9 protein-coding genes are annotated in these 15966 nt (G+C 66.0%); 4 read left to right on the top strand and 5 right to left on the bottom strand.

Translation table 11 applies throughout. The features are described from left to right. Nucleotides 1-77 precede the first annotated feature (77 nt). Nucleotides 78-2669, top strand: a complete 2592-nt coding sequence (locus tag AOG28_RS06325) for an ATP-binding protein (RefSeq protein WP_160317853.1) — start codon at nucleotides 78-80, stop codon at nucleotides 2667-2669. A gap of 85 nt (nucleotides 2670-2754) precedes the next feature. Here the strand turns inward: AOG28_RS06325 and cra are convergent, their stop codons facing one another. Continuing rightward, nucleotides 2755-3762: a catabolite repressor/activator gene (gene cra / locus AOG28_RS06320; protein ID WP_054555669.1), complete on the bottom strand. Its 1008-nt coding sequence runs from the start codon at nucleotides 3760-3762 to the stop codon at nucleotides 2755-2757. 387 nt (nucleotides 3763-4149) lie between these two features. Between cra and ptsP the strand changes: the two genes are divergently transcribed. From ptsP to AOG28_RS06305, 3 genes are read left to right on the top strand one after another with little or no spacing between them, the layout of a single operon-like run. Next, nucleotides 4150-7206, top strand: a complete 3057-nt coding sequence (ptsP, locus tag AOG28_RS06315; protein ID WP_082388378.1) for a phosphoenolpyruvate--protein phosphotransferase — start codon at nucleotides 4150-4152, stop codon at nucleotides 7204-7206. Next, nucleotides 7206-8249 (top strand): 1-phosphofructokinase family hexose kinase, encoded by a 1044-nt coding sequence (locus tag AOG28_RS06310; protein ID WP_054555668.1) that lies wholly within the window; start codon nucleotides 7206-7208, stop codon nucleotides 8247-8249. The genes ptsP and AOG28_RS06310 overlap by 1 nt, the downstream gene beginning before the upstream one ends. Further along, complete coding sequence (locus tag AOG28_RS06305) at nucleotides 8246-10033, top strand: PTS fructose-like transporter subunit IIB (RefSeq protein ID WP_054555667.1); 1788 nt, start codon at nucleotides 8246-8248, stop codon at nucleotides 10031-10033. Before AOG28_RS06310 ends, AOG28_RS06305 begins: the two co-directional genes overlap by 4 nt. A gap of 152 nt (nucleotides 10034-10185) precedes the next feature. Here AOG28_RS06305 and betT read toward each other — a convergent pair whose 3' ends face one another. The 4 genes from betT to AOG28_RS06285 all read right to left on the bottom strand — a co-directional run bounded on the left by betT (nucleotide 10186) and on the right by AOG28_RS06285 (nucleotide 15957). Continuing rightward, complete coding sequence (betT, locus tag AOG28_RS06300; RefSeq protein ID WP_043334330.1) at nucleotides 10186-12225, bottom strand: choline BCCT transporter BetT; 2040 nt, start codon at nucleotides 12223-12225, stop codon at nucleotides 10186-10188. Between the two features lie 977 nt (nucleotides 12226-13202). Then, nucleotides 13203-14387: a Spy/CpxP family protein refolding chaperone gene (locus tag AOG28_RS06295; RefSeq protein ID WP_054555666.1), complete on the bottom strand. Its 1185-nt coding sequence runs from the start codon at nucleotides 14385-14387 to the stop codon at nucleotides 13203-13205. A gap of 243 nt (nucleotides 14388-14630) precedes the next feature. Then, the gene (locus AOG28_RS06290; protein WP_054555665.1) at nucleotides 14631-15014 is read right to left on the bottom strand and encodes a hypothetical protein; all 384 of its coding nucleotides are present in this window, start codon (nucleotides 15012-15014) and stop codon (nucleotides 14631-14633) included. 199 nt (nucleotides 15015-15213) lie between these two features. Beyond that, the gene (locus AOG28_RS06285; RefSeq protein ID WP_052384687.1) at nucleotides 15214-15957 is read right to left on the bottom strand and encodes a response regulator; all 744 of its coding nucleotides are present in this window, start codon (nucleotides 15955-15957) and stop codon (nucleotides 15214-15216) included. Nucleotides 15958-15966: the final 9 nt, after the last annotated feature.

The following is a 15966-nucleotide window of genomic DNA, read 5'->3' as shown; positions in this document are numbered from 1 at the left end:
TTGCTGATCAGGGCATTGCCGCGTCGGGTGTGGGCGGAAGCGGCAATTCCCCCGCGCGCTGGCCGCTGTGGCTAGGCATGGCGATCAGCATCCTGTGTCTGCTGGCTTCCATCGGCATCGGTGGCACCATCCTGCACAACCAGGTCAGCCTGGAAGACCGCACCCGCGACGACGCCGTCTGGTCGATCTACAAGCTGGATCGCGAGGCGGTCAGCCTCTCCTCCTCGATAGCGCGCTATCGCGTCGCCGGGCCAGCCGATCGTGCCAGCATCTGGAATGAAGTGCTGCAGAATTACGAGCTGCTCTACAGCCGCACCTATATCTTCCGGCGAGGGGATTTCCAGCGCCATCTGATGACCCTGCCGGCCGTGCCGCTGCTGGCCGATGAGTTGATGAGCCAGATCGAGTATCTCGATCTGCGGCTGGAAAAGTGGCGGCATGGCCCGGTGTTCGAGGGCACGGGCCCGGTGCAGGGCGCCCAGGCTGACGATGCTTTCCCAGACAACGACGCTGCACAGCGCTCCCAGGTGCTGGGGCCCGAGGGTCGCGAGGCGGCGGAGTTCCAGAAGCTGAGCGATGCACTGGCCGATACCACCCAGACGCTGTTGTTGCGGGTACGCGCACGCCTGGCCGAGGAGCTGGCCCACGAGCGTCAGAGCCGCGACAGCCTGGTGCAGCTGATGTTGCTGCTGCTGGCGCTGATGCTGCTGGCCACCTTGATGGTCTGCCGTCAGGTCTGGCTGCAGGCCCGCGGGCGTGAACAGGCCCGCCTGCAGATGCTGGCGATGTCGTCGGCCCTCAAGCACGAGGCGGCGCGGGCCGAACAGGCCAGTCGCGCCAAGTCCGAATTTCTGGCCACCATGAGCCACGAGATTCGCACCCCGCTCAATGGCGTGATCGGCATGAGCGAGCTGTTGCTGGCCGAACCGCTGCAGAGCAGTGCGCACCGCTATGCCAGCAGCCTGCGCGACAGCGGCGAAGTGCTGATGGGGCTGGTGGATGATGTCCTCGACTTTTCCAAGATCGAGGCCGGCAAGCTCAGCGTCGAACGACGTCCCTTCGAATTGCACACGGCCATCGATGGCGTGATCGACCTGCTGCTGCCGCAGATGGACAGCACGCGCATCGTCTTCGATGACCGCCGCTCTGCCCAGCTGCCCGAGCAGGTCATGGGCGATTCGGTGCGTCTGCGTCAGGTGCTGCTCAACCTGCTCTCCAATGCCTTCAAGTTCACCGAGCAGGGGCGTGTCTGTCTGCTGGTCGAGGCATTGCCGGCGGGGCGCGTGTGCTTCGAGGTCGATGACACCGGCATCGGAGTCAGTGAAGAACAGGCCGCCCAGCTGTTCGAGCCCTTTAGCCAGGGCGATGCCTCCACTGCGCGCCGCTTCGGCGGTACCGGACTCGGGCTTTCGATCTCGCGGCGGCTGGTCGAGTTGATGGGCGGGCGACTGGGCCTCAAGCAACGCCCGGGCAAGGGTGCCTGCTTCTGGTTCGAGCTGCCGCTGCCACGCGCCGCGGCGCTCAAGCGACCGGCCTTCACCTCCGCGCCTCTGCCGCTCAGCCGTGGCGAGCATGTCCTGGTGGTCGACGACAATCACATCAATCGCGAAGTGGCCCACTCCATGCTCAGTAGCCTGGGCTACACGGTGACGACGGTCGACAGTGGCGAGGCGGCGCTGGCGTGGTATGCGCGCCAGCGCGATACGGTGCTGGTGCTGCTCGACCTGCGCATGCCGGGACTGGATGGCTTTGCGGTGGCGCGGCGTTGGCGCGCCATGGAGCACAGTGACAGGCGTGCGCCGAGCCTTATCGTCGCGATGACGGCCAATGTGGCGGCGGGGGAGCGTGCGCGCTGCCTCTCGGCGGGCATGAACGACTTCCTGTCCAAGCCGATCCGGCGTCAGCAGCTCGCCAGCATGCTGGCGCGCTGGCAGTCGGGCAGCCAGGACCTCGGCGAATGGCGCGTCAATGCCCTCGCCAGCACCCAGCCCTTCGACCCGATCAACTATTCCCCTACCACCGAGCGACCGCCCCACTTCGAGGCACCGCCGGAAACCGGTGAGGCACTCGCGCGTGCGGCGTCATTGGTGGCATCACTCGATTCCCCCGCTGCGCGGCGTCGCATGATCCATGAGGCCCAGGCGCGTTCCACTGAATCTGAAGCAGAAGCAGACAAGGTCAGTGAGCCGTCGGCGGCTGGCCCCATCGAGCGGCGTGAGCCTGAGGGCGAGGACGAGGACGAGAGCGAGGGCAAACGGGAAGGGACAGAAGGGGGACACACGAGCATGAACACTAGAGAGGCGTGGACATCTGGCGGCTCAGCGGCTGAGCTTGCACAGGCCGTGACGCCTGCGCTGCGGGATGAGCTGGATGCCGACAGCATCGCGGCCCTCGAGGCGGCCTTCGAGGAGCAGCTAGAGCAGCAGTCCCAGCGCCTGTCACGGGCGGTGGAACACATGGACCTGAAGCAGCTGCAGCATGAAGCCCATCTGCTCAAGGGCAGCGCCGCCACCCTGGATCACGACCTGCTGCGTGATGCCGCCCTGCAGCTGGAGCTGCTGCTGGCATCCGACACGCCGCGCACCCGCATCGAGGCCGCGGTGGCGGCGCTGCTGGCCGAGATTCGCGATCACCGTATCGCCCATGATGCCGGTCAAGCCTGGCGCTAGCACAGCCTGGCGCCAGCACAGTTTAGCGCCAGCAAAGCCGCCCTCGGCCAGACACATCACCTCAGGCATCACCTAAGACATCACCTCAGTGCTGGCGGCGGCGCAGTTCGCGTTCCACCAGCGTCACGCCGGGCGTGGTCTGGCCCTGAATGCCCTGCAGTGCCAGCGTCAGCGTCGCATCGGCGATCTGCTGGTGACGCTGGGGCAGTGAATGGATCGGCAGCGGCAGGAAGTCGAGCAGGCGGTCGTCGCCGAAGCTGGCCATCGCCTTGGGCGGATTGGCCGGCGGCCCCTCGGCGAACAGCACATCGAGCACGCCATCCATCAAGGTGTAGGAGGCGGTGACGATGGCGTCCGGCAGCGGTGAATGGCGGAGATGCTCGGTCAACGCCGCCGCGCCGGCCTCGCGCTCGTAACGCGCGGCATGCAGGGTGGTGGCCTCAAGCTCGCTGCTGCCGGTGCGCTGCTGATAGTGCGCCAGCGCCGCCTGCATGCCGCTGGCGCGCGCCCGCGTGATATCGATCTCCGGCAAGGCGTCCAGCCACAGCAGTCGCTGCGGTGCGTGTTCCAGCACGGCTTCGGTCAGCTGGCGGGCGGCATCTTCATTGTTGCTGACCACGCTGGCGAAGTGGCGTGTATCCAGCGCGCGGTCGACACCGATGACCGGGAAGCCATCCAGCGCCAGTTCGCGGTAGAAGGGGTCATCGGGGGACAGGCAGCTGGCGGTGATCAGCGCATCGACCCGCCGCGCCTTGAGCATGCGCGCCAGCTCGCGCTCGGTTTCCGGCTCATCGTCGGAGCAGACGATGAACAGCTGATAGTCGCGCTCACGTGCCCCGCGCTCCAGCAACTTGGCCAGGCGGGCATAACTGGCGTTCTCCAGATCCGGCAGCATGAAGCCCAGCGTGCGGCTTTCACCACGCCGCAGCGCGGCTGCCTGGGCATCGATCCGATAGTGATGACGTTGTACCACCGCCATGACGCGCTCGACCGTCTGGGGGCTGATACGTCGTGCCTGTGCCTGCCCATTGACCACATAACTGGCGGTGGTGCGTGAAACGCCTGCAAGACGCGCGATTTCTGCCAGGGTCATGCCACTGTCCTTGCTGGAAAGGGGGAACGGGATCTGCGTGCTCCATGTGCGAGGAATGATGCGCACTTGTGGGCTCGGGTGCAAATCCTCTCTGCGCCGGGCACGCCTCGCTCGCCTCCTCTCGAGCCCGCGCCACAGGCGGCTCTACGCCCAATGTCTAGTCACCAGAAGCACGTTTTCGGTTTGTGTTCGCTTGATCGGGCGCAAGAAAACGGCCAGCATGAGTCCTATCGAGGTGACACGATTCAGCACGCTCGTCATCACGCCATGACGCCGCTACCCTGTCGGAACTCGCCAAGTGACGTGTCGCGGCAGCTGAAATACACGCTTGCAGCGCACTGCCAACATCCAGGCTCCTCATCAGAAGGGAGCCTCAAGGAGCCAGCCATGCTCAGTCTTGATCGCGAGGACATCCTTCTCGCCGCCCATGCCAGCGACTGGCGCGATGCCTTGCAACAGGCCGCCGATGCTCTGGTCGCCGGTGGGCGCGCCACGCCCGACTACCGTGAGGGCCTGCTGGCGCGTGAAGCCCAGTCTTCCACCTACCTGGGGCAGGGGATCGCGATCCCCCACGGCACGCCGGACAGCCGCGAGGCCGTGCTGGCCACCGGGGTGCGTGTCCTGCAGTTTCCGCAGGGCGTGGAGTGGCACGACGGCAATCGCGTCTTCCTGCTGGTGACCATCGCGGCACAGTCCGATGAGCATCTCGATATCCTGCGCGCGCTGACGCGTGTGCTGGATCGCGACGGTGTCAGTGAGCGCCTGGCCTCGGCGACCACCGCCGAGGAAGTGCTGAGCGAGCTGGGCCGCGAGGTGGTACCGCCGCGCCTGGATGCCGAGACGCTGCTGTGCGGTTTCCCCGCGCGCGATCGTGACGAGCTGGTGCTGGCGGGGGCCGCGCGCCTGCGTCAGGCCGGCTGTGTCAGTGATGGTTTCATCTCGGCCATGCTCGCCGCCCAACCGGTGGCGCTGGGGCAGGGCGTGTGGCTGGCGCAGTCGCAGCAGGATGTCACCCGTTCGGCGCTGGCCATCGTCACGCCGGAGAAGGCGCTGGAGACGCGCCACGGACGCATCACTGCGCTGGCCTGTCTGGCAGTCGATGCCCAGCAGGGCCAGCATCAGCCGTTGCTGGAGCGCCTGCTGACGCTGTTGGAAGAGGGCGCAGGCGAAAGCCTGCCGGGCCTGTCGGCCAGCGCCCTGCTGGCGCGGCTGTCGGGGGAGTCCGCCACGGCGCAGCTGGCTCAGGTCGTGTTGCTCAACGCCCACGGCCTGCATGCGCGTCCGGCCAAGCAGCTGGTACAGGCGGCGCGCGAAGCCGGCGAGCAGCATGGCGTCATTCCGGCGCTGCGACTGGAAGGCGATGACAGCGGTGTGGTCAGTGCCGCCAGTCTGACCAAGGTGCTGGGGCTGGGCGCACGCCGCGGCCAGACGCTGATCTTCAGCGCCTCCGGCGATGACTCGGCGGCCAATCAGGCGGCGCTGAGCATGATGGTGAGCGCGGTGCAGGCCGGTCTCGGCGAGGCGGTGGAGCCGCTGGCCGATTGGCGCGCCGACGCCGCCACGCCGCTGGAGGCCAGCGAACAGCAAGCCACCGGCGACACCCAGCAGGCTGCTCCCGCCGCCGACAGCGTGGTGCCTGCGGTGGCCGCTTCGCCGGGCATGGCCATCGCGCCGTGCTGGGTGATGCGCCTGCCGCGCTTCGTCTACGAGACGCGCAGCGATGCCGGCACCGATCGTGAGGCCGAGCGCCTGGTGGCTAGTATCCAGACCGCGCGCGAGCAGTTGCTGGCGCTGGTCAATCGTGCCGAAGGCGCCGAGATGGCCGAGATTCTCTCGATGCACGAGGAGATGCTTGGCGATCCGGAGCTGTTTGCCGCGGCGCGCGAGAGCCTCGATGAAGGGCACAGCGCCGAAGCGGCCTGGTGGTCGGCCATCGACAGCGCCGCCAGCGCCCAGGAGAACCTCGCCGATCGCCTGCTGGCCGAACGCGCCGCCGACCTGCGCGATGTCGGTCGGCGGGTGCTCGGCGTGCTGACCGATACGCCGCTGCCCAGCGCCCCCGAGACACCGCATGTGCTGGTGACCGAGGACATCGGCCCGTCGGATGTGGCGCGCCTGGATACCACTCGCGTGCGGGGCCTGGTCACGGCGCTGGGCGGGGCGACCTCGCACAGCGCGATTCTGGCGCGCTCGCTGGGCATTCCGGCGGTGGTCGGGGCTGGCCCGAGCGTGCTGGCGATCGCCGATGGCAGCGAGCTGATCGTCGATGGTGAACGAGGCCGCGTCAGCGTGATGCCCTCGGCCAGTCGCCGCGCGCGTGCCGAAGAGGCGATCGCCGGGCATGAGCAGCGTCAGGCCGCCGCCTGGGAGTCGCGCATGGCACCCGCCACGACGCTGGATGGCCATCATGTCGAGGTGGTCGCCAATCTGGGCAACACCGCCCATGCCGGCGATGCCGTCGAGCGCGGTGCCGAGGGTGTCGGCCTGCTGCGTACCGAATTCGTCTTCATGGCGCACCCGCAGGCGCCGGATCTGGCCACCCAGACCGCCCAGTACGGTGAGGCGCTGGATGCGCTCGAGGGGCGGCCGCTGGTGGCACGCACGCTGGATGTCGGCGGCGACAAGCCGCTGCCGTACTGGCCGCTGCCGCGTGAGGACAACCCCTTCCTCGGCCTGCGCGGCATTCGCCTCGCCCTGACCCGCCCGGAAGTGCTCGAGACCCAGGTGCGGGCGCTGCTGACGGCCGCCGGGGCGCGGCCGATTCGCCTGATGTTCCCGATGGTCAAGGACCTGGCCGAACTGCGTGGCGCGCGTGCCATCGTCGATCGCGTGCGTGCCGAGCTGGACGCCGCCTATGAGGCCGAACATGGCCAGCCGCCGGTGCGCGACGTGCAGGTCGGCGTGATGATCGAGATCCCCTCGGCGGCGCTGACTGCTGCCAGCATCGCGCCGGAAGTCGACTTCTTCTCGGTGGGCACCAATGACCTGACCCAGTACACCCTGGCGATCGACCGTGGCCATGCGACCCTCTCGGCGCAGGCCGATGGCCTGCATCCGGCGGTGTTGCGCCTGATCGAGATGACCGTCAGTGCCGCCCACGCCCACGGTGCCTGGGTCGGCGTCTGCGGTGAGCTGGCCAGTGATGACCAGGCCGTCGGCGTGCTGGTCGGGCTGGGCGTGGATGAGCTGTCGGTGTCCAGCCGCCAGATTCCGCTGGTCAAGGCGCGTGTGCGCGAGCTGGACCTGGCCACGGCGCGTGAGCAGGCGCGGGTCGCGTTGGCCCAGCCGACCTCGGAAGACGTGCGCAGTGCTCTGGAAGCGCTGCTCGAGCAGGGCGAGCCTTCCGCTGCCGAGGTCACCTCAGGCGCTGCGGCCAGTGATGCGGACAGTAATGCGGACAGTAGTGCGGCCAGTAATGGACACAGCCCGCGGGAGTCAGTGTGATGAGTGACAATACGACGCGTCAGGCCGCCGACTGCCCGGTATTGTGCGTGACGCTCAACCCGGCGCTGGACATGACCATCGGCCTCGACAGCCTGGTGCCGGGCAAGGTCAACCGGGCGCGCAGCCACCATCTCGAGGCGGCGGGCAAGGGCATCAACGTCGCCCGTGTGCTGGCGACACTGGGCCATCCGGTGACGCTGAGCGGCTTTCTGGGCGCCGACAACCAGGCCGATTTCGAGGCCGCCTTCGCCGAGTGGGGGCTGAGTGATGCCTTCGAACGCGTCGCGGGCGCGACCCGCATCAACGTCAAGCTCGGGGAGGCCAGTGGCCGTGTCACCGATATCAACGGCGCGGGCATGCAGGTCGATGAGGCTGCCTTCACGCGGCTTGAGGCGCGCATCGATGGCTGGATCGATCGCCAGCAGGCCGAGGGTAGCCCGGAGCGCTGTGCCGTCGTCATCGCCGGCAGCCTGCCGCCGGGCGTCAGCAGCGAGCAGCTGGCGAGCCTGGTGCAGCGGGTGCGTGCCCGCCACATTGCCTGCTGGCTGGATACCAGCGGCACGGCACTCGAAGCCGGTCTGGCGGTGCCGCCCAGCGGCGTGAAGCCCAACGAGCAGGAACTGGCGCTGTGGGCGGGCGAGCCGCTGGAGAGCGACGCCGCGCGCCAGCGCGCGTTGGCGAGTCTGGTCGAGCACGGCATCGAACAGGCGCTGATCTCTGCCGGTCCGGAAGGCGTGCTGTGGGCAAGCCCCGGCGCCGAGACACTGCGGGCACGCCCGCCGCGCATGCGAGTGGTCAGTACCGTATGTGCCGGTGATACCCTGCTGGCCGCCATGCTGCATGGGGTGCTCTGCCATCCGACACCCACGGCGGCCATGCGTGAACGGATTCTGCGTCATGCCACGGCGCTTTCCGCCGAGGCCGTGACCCACCCGGGGCCGGGCAATCCCGCCGCCCCGGAGCTTGAAACCCTCCAACAACACACCAGCATCGAGACATTGGCCAGTGCCGAGGTCGCGACAGCCGGAGAGCCACGCCCATGAATGTCATCATCGTTACCGCCTGCCCGAGCGGCATGGCGACCAGCTTCCTGGCGGCGCGCCGCCTGGAGCAGGCCGCCCGTCGTCGCGACTGGGAGCCCCTCATCGACATGCGCTCGCAATTCGAGCGTGAACTCGTGCTGAGCGATGCCCAGCTCGCCGCCGCCGAGCTGGTGATCGTCGCGGCGTCGCCGATGACCAGCGCCGGTCTCGAGCGTTTCGTCGGCAAGCGCGTGCATGTCGCGCCCATCGAAGAGGCGCTGCCGGACCCCGCCGCCTTCCTGGCCAATGCCGAGGCCCGCGCCCGCGTGCTGGAAGCCAAGGACATCGCCGACGTGGCTGCGACTGTCAGCACGACGGCCAGCGGCGCAGCAAGCGCAGCTGGTGGAGACGTGGCGCACAAGCCGTCCATCGTCGCGGTCACCGCCTGCCCGACCGGCGTGGCGCATACCTTCATGGCCGCCGAGGCCCTGAGCGAGGCAGGGCGAGCGCTGGGTTACCCGACGCGGGTCGAGACCCAGGGCTCGGTGGGCGCGCAGGATGCGCTGACCGAGCAGGAGATCGCCGCGGCCGAGGTGGTGATTCTGGCCTGTGATATCGAGGTCGACCCGACGCGCTTCGCCGGCAAGCGAGTCTGGCGCACCTCCACCGGCACCGCGCTCAAGAAGCCGCGCGATACCATCGAGCAGGCACTGGAAAACGCCGAGGTGGAATCCGCCACCGCCGCGGGCGGTCAGGGCAGTCAGCAGAAGGGCGAGAAGCGCGGCCCCTACAAGCACCTGCTGACCGGCGTGTCCTTCATGCTGCCGATGGTGGTGGCGGGCGGCCTGATGATCGCGCTGTCCTTCGTGTTCGGCATCAAGGCCTTCGAGGAAGAAGGCACCCTGGCGGCGGCGCTGATGCAGATCGGCGGCGGCTCGGCCTTCAAGCTGATGATTCCGGTGCTAGCGGGCTACATCGCCTACTCCATCGCCGACCGCCCGGGCATCACGCCGGGCATGATCGGTGGCTGGCTGGCCGCCACCCTAGATGCCGGCTTCCTCGGCGGCATCATCGCCGGCTTCCTGGCGGGCTACAGCGCGCTGGGGCTGAGCCGTTTCGTCAAGCTGCCGCAGTCGATCGAATCGCTCAAGCCGATCCTGATCATCCCGCTGGTGGCGAGCATGGTCACCGGTCTGGTGATGATCTACGTGGTCGGCACGCCGGTGGCGGGGCTGATGGCGACGCTGACCGAATTCCTCGAATCGATGGGTTCGGCCAATGCCGTGCTGCTGGGCATTCTGCTCGGCGCGATGATGTGCTTCGACCTCGGTGGCCCGGTCAACAAGGCCGCCTACGCCTTCGGTGTCGGCCTGCTGGCCAGCGAGACCTATGCACCGATGGCGGCCATCATGGCGGCCGGCATGGTGCCGGCGCTGGGCATGGGGCTGGCCAGCTTCATCGCGCGTAGCAAGTTCGCCGAGCCGGAGCGTGAGGCGGGCAAGGCCAGCTTCATTCTCGGCCTGTGCTTCATCTCCGAGGGTGCGATTCCGTTCGCCGCCAAGGACCCGCTGCGCGTGATTCCGGCCTGCATGGCCGGCGGTGCCGTCACCGGCGCACTGTCGATGCTGATAGGTGCCAAGCTGCTGGCGCCACACGGCGGGCTGTTCGTGCTGCTGATTCCCAATGCCATCAATGTGCCGCTGATGTACCTGGGCGCCATCGTCGCCGGCACCCTGGTGACGGGCATCGGCTATGCGCTGATCAAGAAGGGCGCACAGCAGGTCGAGACCGCTGCCGCGACCTGAGTCGCTGGCAGGCAGGCAAGGACGCAAGCCGCAAACGCACAAGGCAAGACGCAAAAAGCCCCCGCCGGTCTCCCGGCGGGGGCTTTTGCATTGCAGGCCGAGCGCAGGCGCTCAGCGACGGCTCAGTCCAGTTCTGATCAGTCCAGCTATGATCAGTCCAGTTCTGACTTGCCGATCACACCCGGCATCGCCGGCGCTTCGTTGACCGTATCGTGGCGCACGAAGGCCAGATGCTGCTGATAGGCGGTAACGACTTCGTCGAGCACCTGGGCACGCGACAGGCCGTTGAGCTCCTGACCGCTGCCGCCCTCGGAGAGGTGCACTTCCAGACGCAGGTAGAAGTCGTCATTGGCGTCGATGAAGCTCGGCGTCTGCTGGCGCACCGCACGCACCTGGTAGACGAAGTTGGAGGCGTCCTCGAACTCGACTTCCAGCGTCACGCGGGGCAGCGGCTCATCTTCCAGCGTCTCTTCGGTGACGCTCGAGACCTGGCCGCGACGATTGAGCTCCTCGGCCAGCTGGTTGAGGGCCGGGCGGATGGAGCGCTTGAGGGTCGCCTCGGAACTGCCGCTCTGGGCGAAGTCGAGCACGTGGTCCAGACGCTCATGCCAGTCGACGCCTTCGTAGACGCAGCTGTTGTCCTGACGCACGTTCTCCTTGCGGTCCTCGATCATCAGCGCCTTGTACATGCCGATCATCATGAAGATCAGCACGATGGAGAAGGGCACGGCGGTGATCACCACGGCGCTCTGCAGCGCGCTCAGCCCCCCGACCATCAACAGCGCCAGCGTCAGCAGGCCGATGATGGCGGACCAGAAGATGCGCAGCCAGATCGGCGCATCGTGGTTCACGTCCTTGAGGATGGAGGTGAAGTTGGCCAGTACCAGAGCGCCGGAGTCGGCGGAGGTCACGAAGAACACGATACCCAGAATCGCCACCACGGCGGTGGTGATGGTGGAGTAGGGCAGCTGCTCCAGGAAGGTGTAGATGGTGTTCTGCGGTGCGTTCAGGGCTTCGGTGGCCAGTGCCGCGACGTCCTGATTGGCGACCATGTCGATGGCGGAATTACCGAACACGCTCATCCACACCATCATGAAGCTCAGCGGAATCAGCAGCGCGCCGAACACGAACTGACGGATGGTACGGCCACGTGAGATACGCGCCAGGAACAGGCCGACGAACGGGGTCCAGGCGATCCACCAGCCCCAGAAGAACAGCGTCCAGCCGCTCATCCACTCATCGGTACCCGGGGTGTAGGCGTAGGTATCGAAGCTCTTGGCGGTGAACTGGGTGATGTAGTCCCCGACATTGAGCACCAGGGCGTTGAGCAGCTGCGAGGTGTCGCTGACGGCGAGCACGAAGATCAGCAGCGCGGTGGCCAGCAGCATGTTGAACTCGGACAGCATGCGGATGCCTTTCTCGACACCGGTGATCACGGAAATGGTCGCCAGTACCATCACGCCGATGATCAGCGCGGCCTGGACGGCGAGGTTCTCGGGCACGCCGAGCATGAACTTGAGGCCGTAATTCAGCTGGATGACGCCGATGCCCAGCGAGGTGGCGATGCCGAACACGGTGGAGATGATCGCGAAGATGTCCACGGCGTTGCCGATCGGGCCATTGATGCGGTTGCCGAGCAGCGGGTAGAAGGCCGAGCGGATCGCCAGTGGCAGGCGGTGGCGGTAGCTGAAGTAGGCCAGCGACATGCCGGCGAGCACGTAGATGCCCCAGCCGGAGAGGCCCCAGTGGAAGAAGGTTTCCACCATGGCGTTGCGGATTGCCGCCTGGGTCTGCGGGTCACCGGTCACCGGCGCCACGTAGTGGGACAGCGGTTCGGCGATGCAGTAGAACAGGATGTCGATGCCGATGCCGGCTGCGAACAGCATCGCCGACCAGGACAGCAGCGAGAATTCCGGGCGTGAATCGTCCGGCCCGAGGCGAATGCGCCCGAAGCGCGAGCAGGCGATCAGCACGCCGAAGACCAGATAGGCGACGATGGCCAGCATGTAGAACCAGCCGAAGGTATCGATGGTCCAGCCCAGGGCGCTGCCGATCCAGGCGTCGGCCTGTTCGGTGAACAGCATCGCGAAGGCCAGGAAGGCGAGGATGCCGATGATCGATCCGTAGAAGACCGTCGGGTTGATACGACTCGAGGACGGCGTGGCGTTCTCGGCGGAAGCAGGTTTCTGCATGAGCAACTCCTTATCAGGGGAAGTTTCACTCGTGCGTGGTGCTTAGCTGCCCGTCAGCCGCAGAAAGTGCGGGTGGCGTGCAGGAAAAGACGGACACGAACGGCACGGGCCGTGCTCAGCTCACGCGCGGGGCGGAACTTGCAGCAGCGGCAGTGTCGACTGCCGTGGCGACGCGATTGCAGGGGCATCGCTGGGCAGCAAGCAAGAAATGCCGGTGGGCAATTCATGAGAGACGCCGGGCGCGCACCGTGGTGCGGCCCCTTTTCTGCAGGCCAGATTGGCCGCAGAAGAACGATGGCAGGCCGAGCACTGGGGAACGCTGTGCCTTCATCGTGCTGCTCTCATCACTTCGAACGTCTACTCGGCGTCCCTGGACGTCACCCGACCTTCTCGCGAAGGGGCGGGTCACTCCGGTGTCTGCTCGCGAGTCCGTGGCGGTCGCCGTCGCTTGCTCCCTTGAAGTTGCCGGGATGGCAGGCGTCAGTCTCGTCGGCATCTGCCGGGTCCGCTTTCCTGTGACGGTTGCAGGCATCCCGTCTTGCTGCCGCCGGTCGAGATCGGCAGCGGAGGGGAGCTCAGCAGTCAGGAAAACGCGACTCACATCATCACGCCGTGTAATGCTCAAAGCCTTGCAGAATTATTTTAATTGATTGTTCAATAAAAATATAACCCCCCTTTGGGGAAAAAGGCAGTGCAACTGTCGCTTCCGCTTATCCTCGTGTCGTGATCACGTCGCCGCGAGGCCCGATGGCAGAGCCTCGCAGGCGCGGTGTCGTGCTCGGAAAAATCGCTGTCGGTAAAAGGACAGAACGACGCCGCCCCGACCACAGAATCGTGGCCGGGGCGGCGAAAGTGACGTCAGCAGGGCAGCTGAATGGCTGTGTCTGGGGCGCGATCGTCCGGGGCGCGACCGGCTGATTTTTACCTCGCCGGAGCGTCGATCAGCCGGCTTTCAGTTGCCAAGGTGATGGCCTGACTCAGGCATCTTCAGACTGGTCGGCGTCATGCATCGGGCCGCGCTTCATGTCGCCGCCCTTCATGTCACCCTTCATGCCACCATGATGCTTGCCAGCGTGATGGCGCATGCCATTGGCCATGAAGGCTTCCAGCGCATCGAGCTGCTCGGCGGACAGCACATCGGCGAGCTTCTCGCGGCCTTCCTCACGCAGCTCCAGGCGCTGCTCCTTCATTTCCTTGCGCATTTCCTGGCGAGCGGCGACACGCTCCTGCTTGGTGTCGGCGTCCTGCATGGCATCGCGCATGTCGTCGTGCATCTCTTTCATGCTGTCATGCATCTCGTCACGCATTTCCTTGCGGACTTCCTTGAGCGCCTGCATCTGGTCATCGCTCAGGTTCCAGCTGGCCAGCAGCGCCTTCATGCCTTCCTGCTGCTGACGGTCAGCCATCTTCGGACCGCGCTTGTCACGCTGGTGCATCAGGTCCAGCACCTTGATCTGGTCGTCATCCAGCACCTTGGCCAGACGATCGTGCTGGGTCTTGCGCAGTTCCTCGAAGGCAGCCTTGCGCGCTTCACGCGAGTCGAAGTCGGTCTTCTTGAGTGACTCCATGTCGTCACGCATGGACTTGAAGGAGTCCTTGAGGGCGCTGCGCTGGTCGTCATCCAGGTCCCAGCTGTCGAACAGGGCGCCCATCAGCTGCATGCGCTGCTTGCCGTTGTCGGCCATGTGCTTGCCGCCACGCTCGCCGGCCATGTGCTTGCCGCCGCGTTCGCCACCACGCTCGTCGGCATGCTTGCCTTCGCCGTGTCGTTTGCCGTCATGCTTGCCCATGTGCTTGCCGTGCATCGGCTTGCCGGCAGCCCAGTAGGCTTCGAGCACCTTGACCTGATTCTCGTCGAGAATCTCTGCCAGGGCGGCCTTGTGTTCTTCACGTTGTGCCTGGATGGCGTCGCGGCGCGCTTCGCGGGAGTCGAACTTCTGCTCCTTGAGCTGCTTGCGGCTTTCCATCTGCTGTTGCTTGAGTGCGTCGAGCTGTTGCTGCTGTTCATCGCTGAGATGCCAGCTGGCGAGAATCTTGTCGAGGCCTTCCTTGCGGTCGGCGCCGTCATGGTGCTTGTCGTTGCTTGAGGCCACGGCGGTCATCGGCAGTGCCAGGGCGGTCAGCAGACCGGAAACGATGAGCTTGCGAGAAATGCGGTTCATGGCGTACTCCGAGTGTCTAGATAAAGGGCCGGAATCAAGCGATAAGAGCATTATCAGCAGTGAATGTGCCGGCATTGTGCAACGTTTCATGGGGTTGCGTGCAACGCGCCTGGGCGGAACATGCAACGGCTTGCTGTGTCTTTTCTGCAGCGTGATCTTGTGGTCTGAATCCTGTAGGGACTGAGTCCTTGATCAAGGTGATGACGCCAGGTTTCAACCCGGGGCGCTCAGACGCGGTTGCCATCAGCCACCGTGGTGGCGCTTCTTCGCCGCCTGGGCATTCGCCGGATAGTGGCGGTCGAACTGCTGGTGGAAGCGCTGGGTCTGATGACGGTTCAGGACGCGATCGACATCGGCCAGGTAGGCCTTGCGCGCCTTGGCAAGCGCCTTGGCGTCGTGATGGCTCTCTGCGGCCTGACGTTGCTGGCGATAGTGGCGATATTGCTTGTCGAGGGTGGCACGCTGGCTGACGTTCAGGCTGATGCCATCCAGCAGCACGTTCAGCGAGACATCGGCGGCGCTGGCACTGGTCACGCTCAGCGGTGATGCCATCAGCATGACGCTCAGTACGCCGGCACCGATCAGGCGAGTGCGGGAGAGAGCACGACGGGCAGGACTGTGGGACATGACGAATACCTCACTTGTGGCGTAGACCCGCGCTTGAGCAGCAGTAAATGGCTCTCGCTTAGGCAGTGATGACAGTATCCGTCGCAGTTGGACAGCAAGTTCGCACCGTGGGTGCAACAAAAACGCAACCGCCGTCTGTGGTCACAGACGGCGGTTGTCATGTTTCTGAAAGGTTTCAGGGCCTGCGCGAGGCGAGATATCAGTCCAGCACGTCAGGCTCGAACTTGTAGCCGACCCCATAGATGGAGCGAATCACGTCGCGCTCCGGCCAGACATTGGCGATCTTGCGGCGCAGCTTCTTGACGTGGGAATCCACCGTGCGCTCGGAGACGATGCGGTGGTCGCGGTACATGTGGTCCATCAGCTGATCGCGGGAGAAGATGCGCCCCGGCGACTGCATCATCACCTTGAGCAGCTGGAACTCGACCGCGGTCAGGCCCAGGTCGCTGCCATCGGCCAGTGCCTGCCAACCTTCCTCATTGAGCACCAGCTGGCCCTTGTCGGAGGTCTGCGAGAGGGTCTGATCAAGCGCCTGGCTGCGACGCAGCACGGCCTTGATGCGCGCCACCACCTCACGCGGGCTGAAGGGTTTGCAGATGTAGTCATCGGCGCCCAGCTCCAGCCCCAGCAGGCGGTCCACTTCCTCGACCCGCGCGGTCAGCATCACGATGGGCAGCAGGTTGTCCTCGGCCCGCAGTTGACGGCACAGGGTCAGGCCGTCGGTGCCCGGCAGCATGAGGTCCAGCAATACCAGGGCGGGTGTCTCGTCATTGACCGCCGCGATGACGGCGTTGCCGTCGTCGACATGCCGGGTGCGATACCCGCTGCCGTCCAGATAATCGCACAGCAGGCTTGCGATCTTGGGCTCGTCTTCCACCACCAGAATCAGCGGTTTCTGGGTCTCGGCCCGGGCGTCAGTGGTGTCGGCGTGAACGTCGCTCATGGTCAAGAG

The sequence above is a fragment of the Cobetia sp. UCD-24C genome (assembly GCF_001306765.1).
GTDB classification, from domain to species: domain Bacteria; phylum Pseudomonadota; class Gammaproteobacteria; order Pseudomonadales; family Halomonadaceae; genus Cobetia; species Cobetia amphilecti.
Note: the sequence above shows the minus strand (reverse complement) of the source record. Positions and strands in the feature narration are given on the sequence as shown.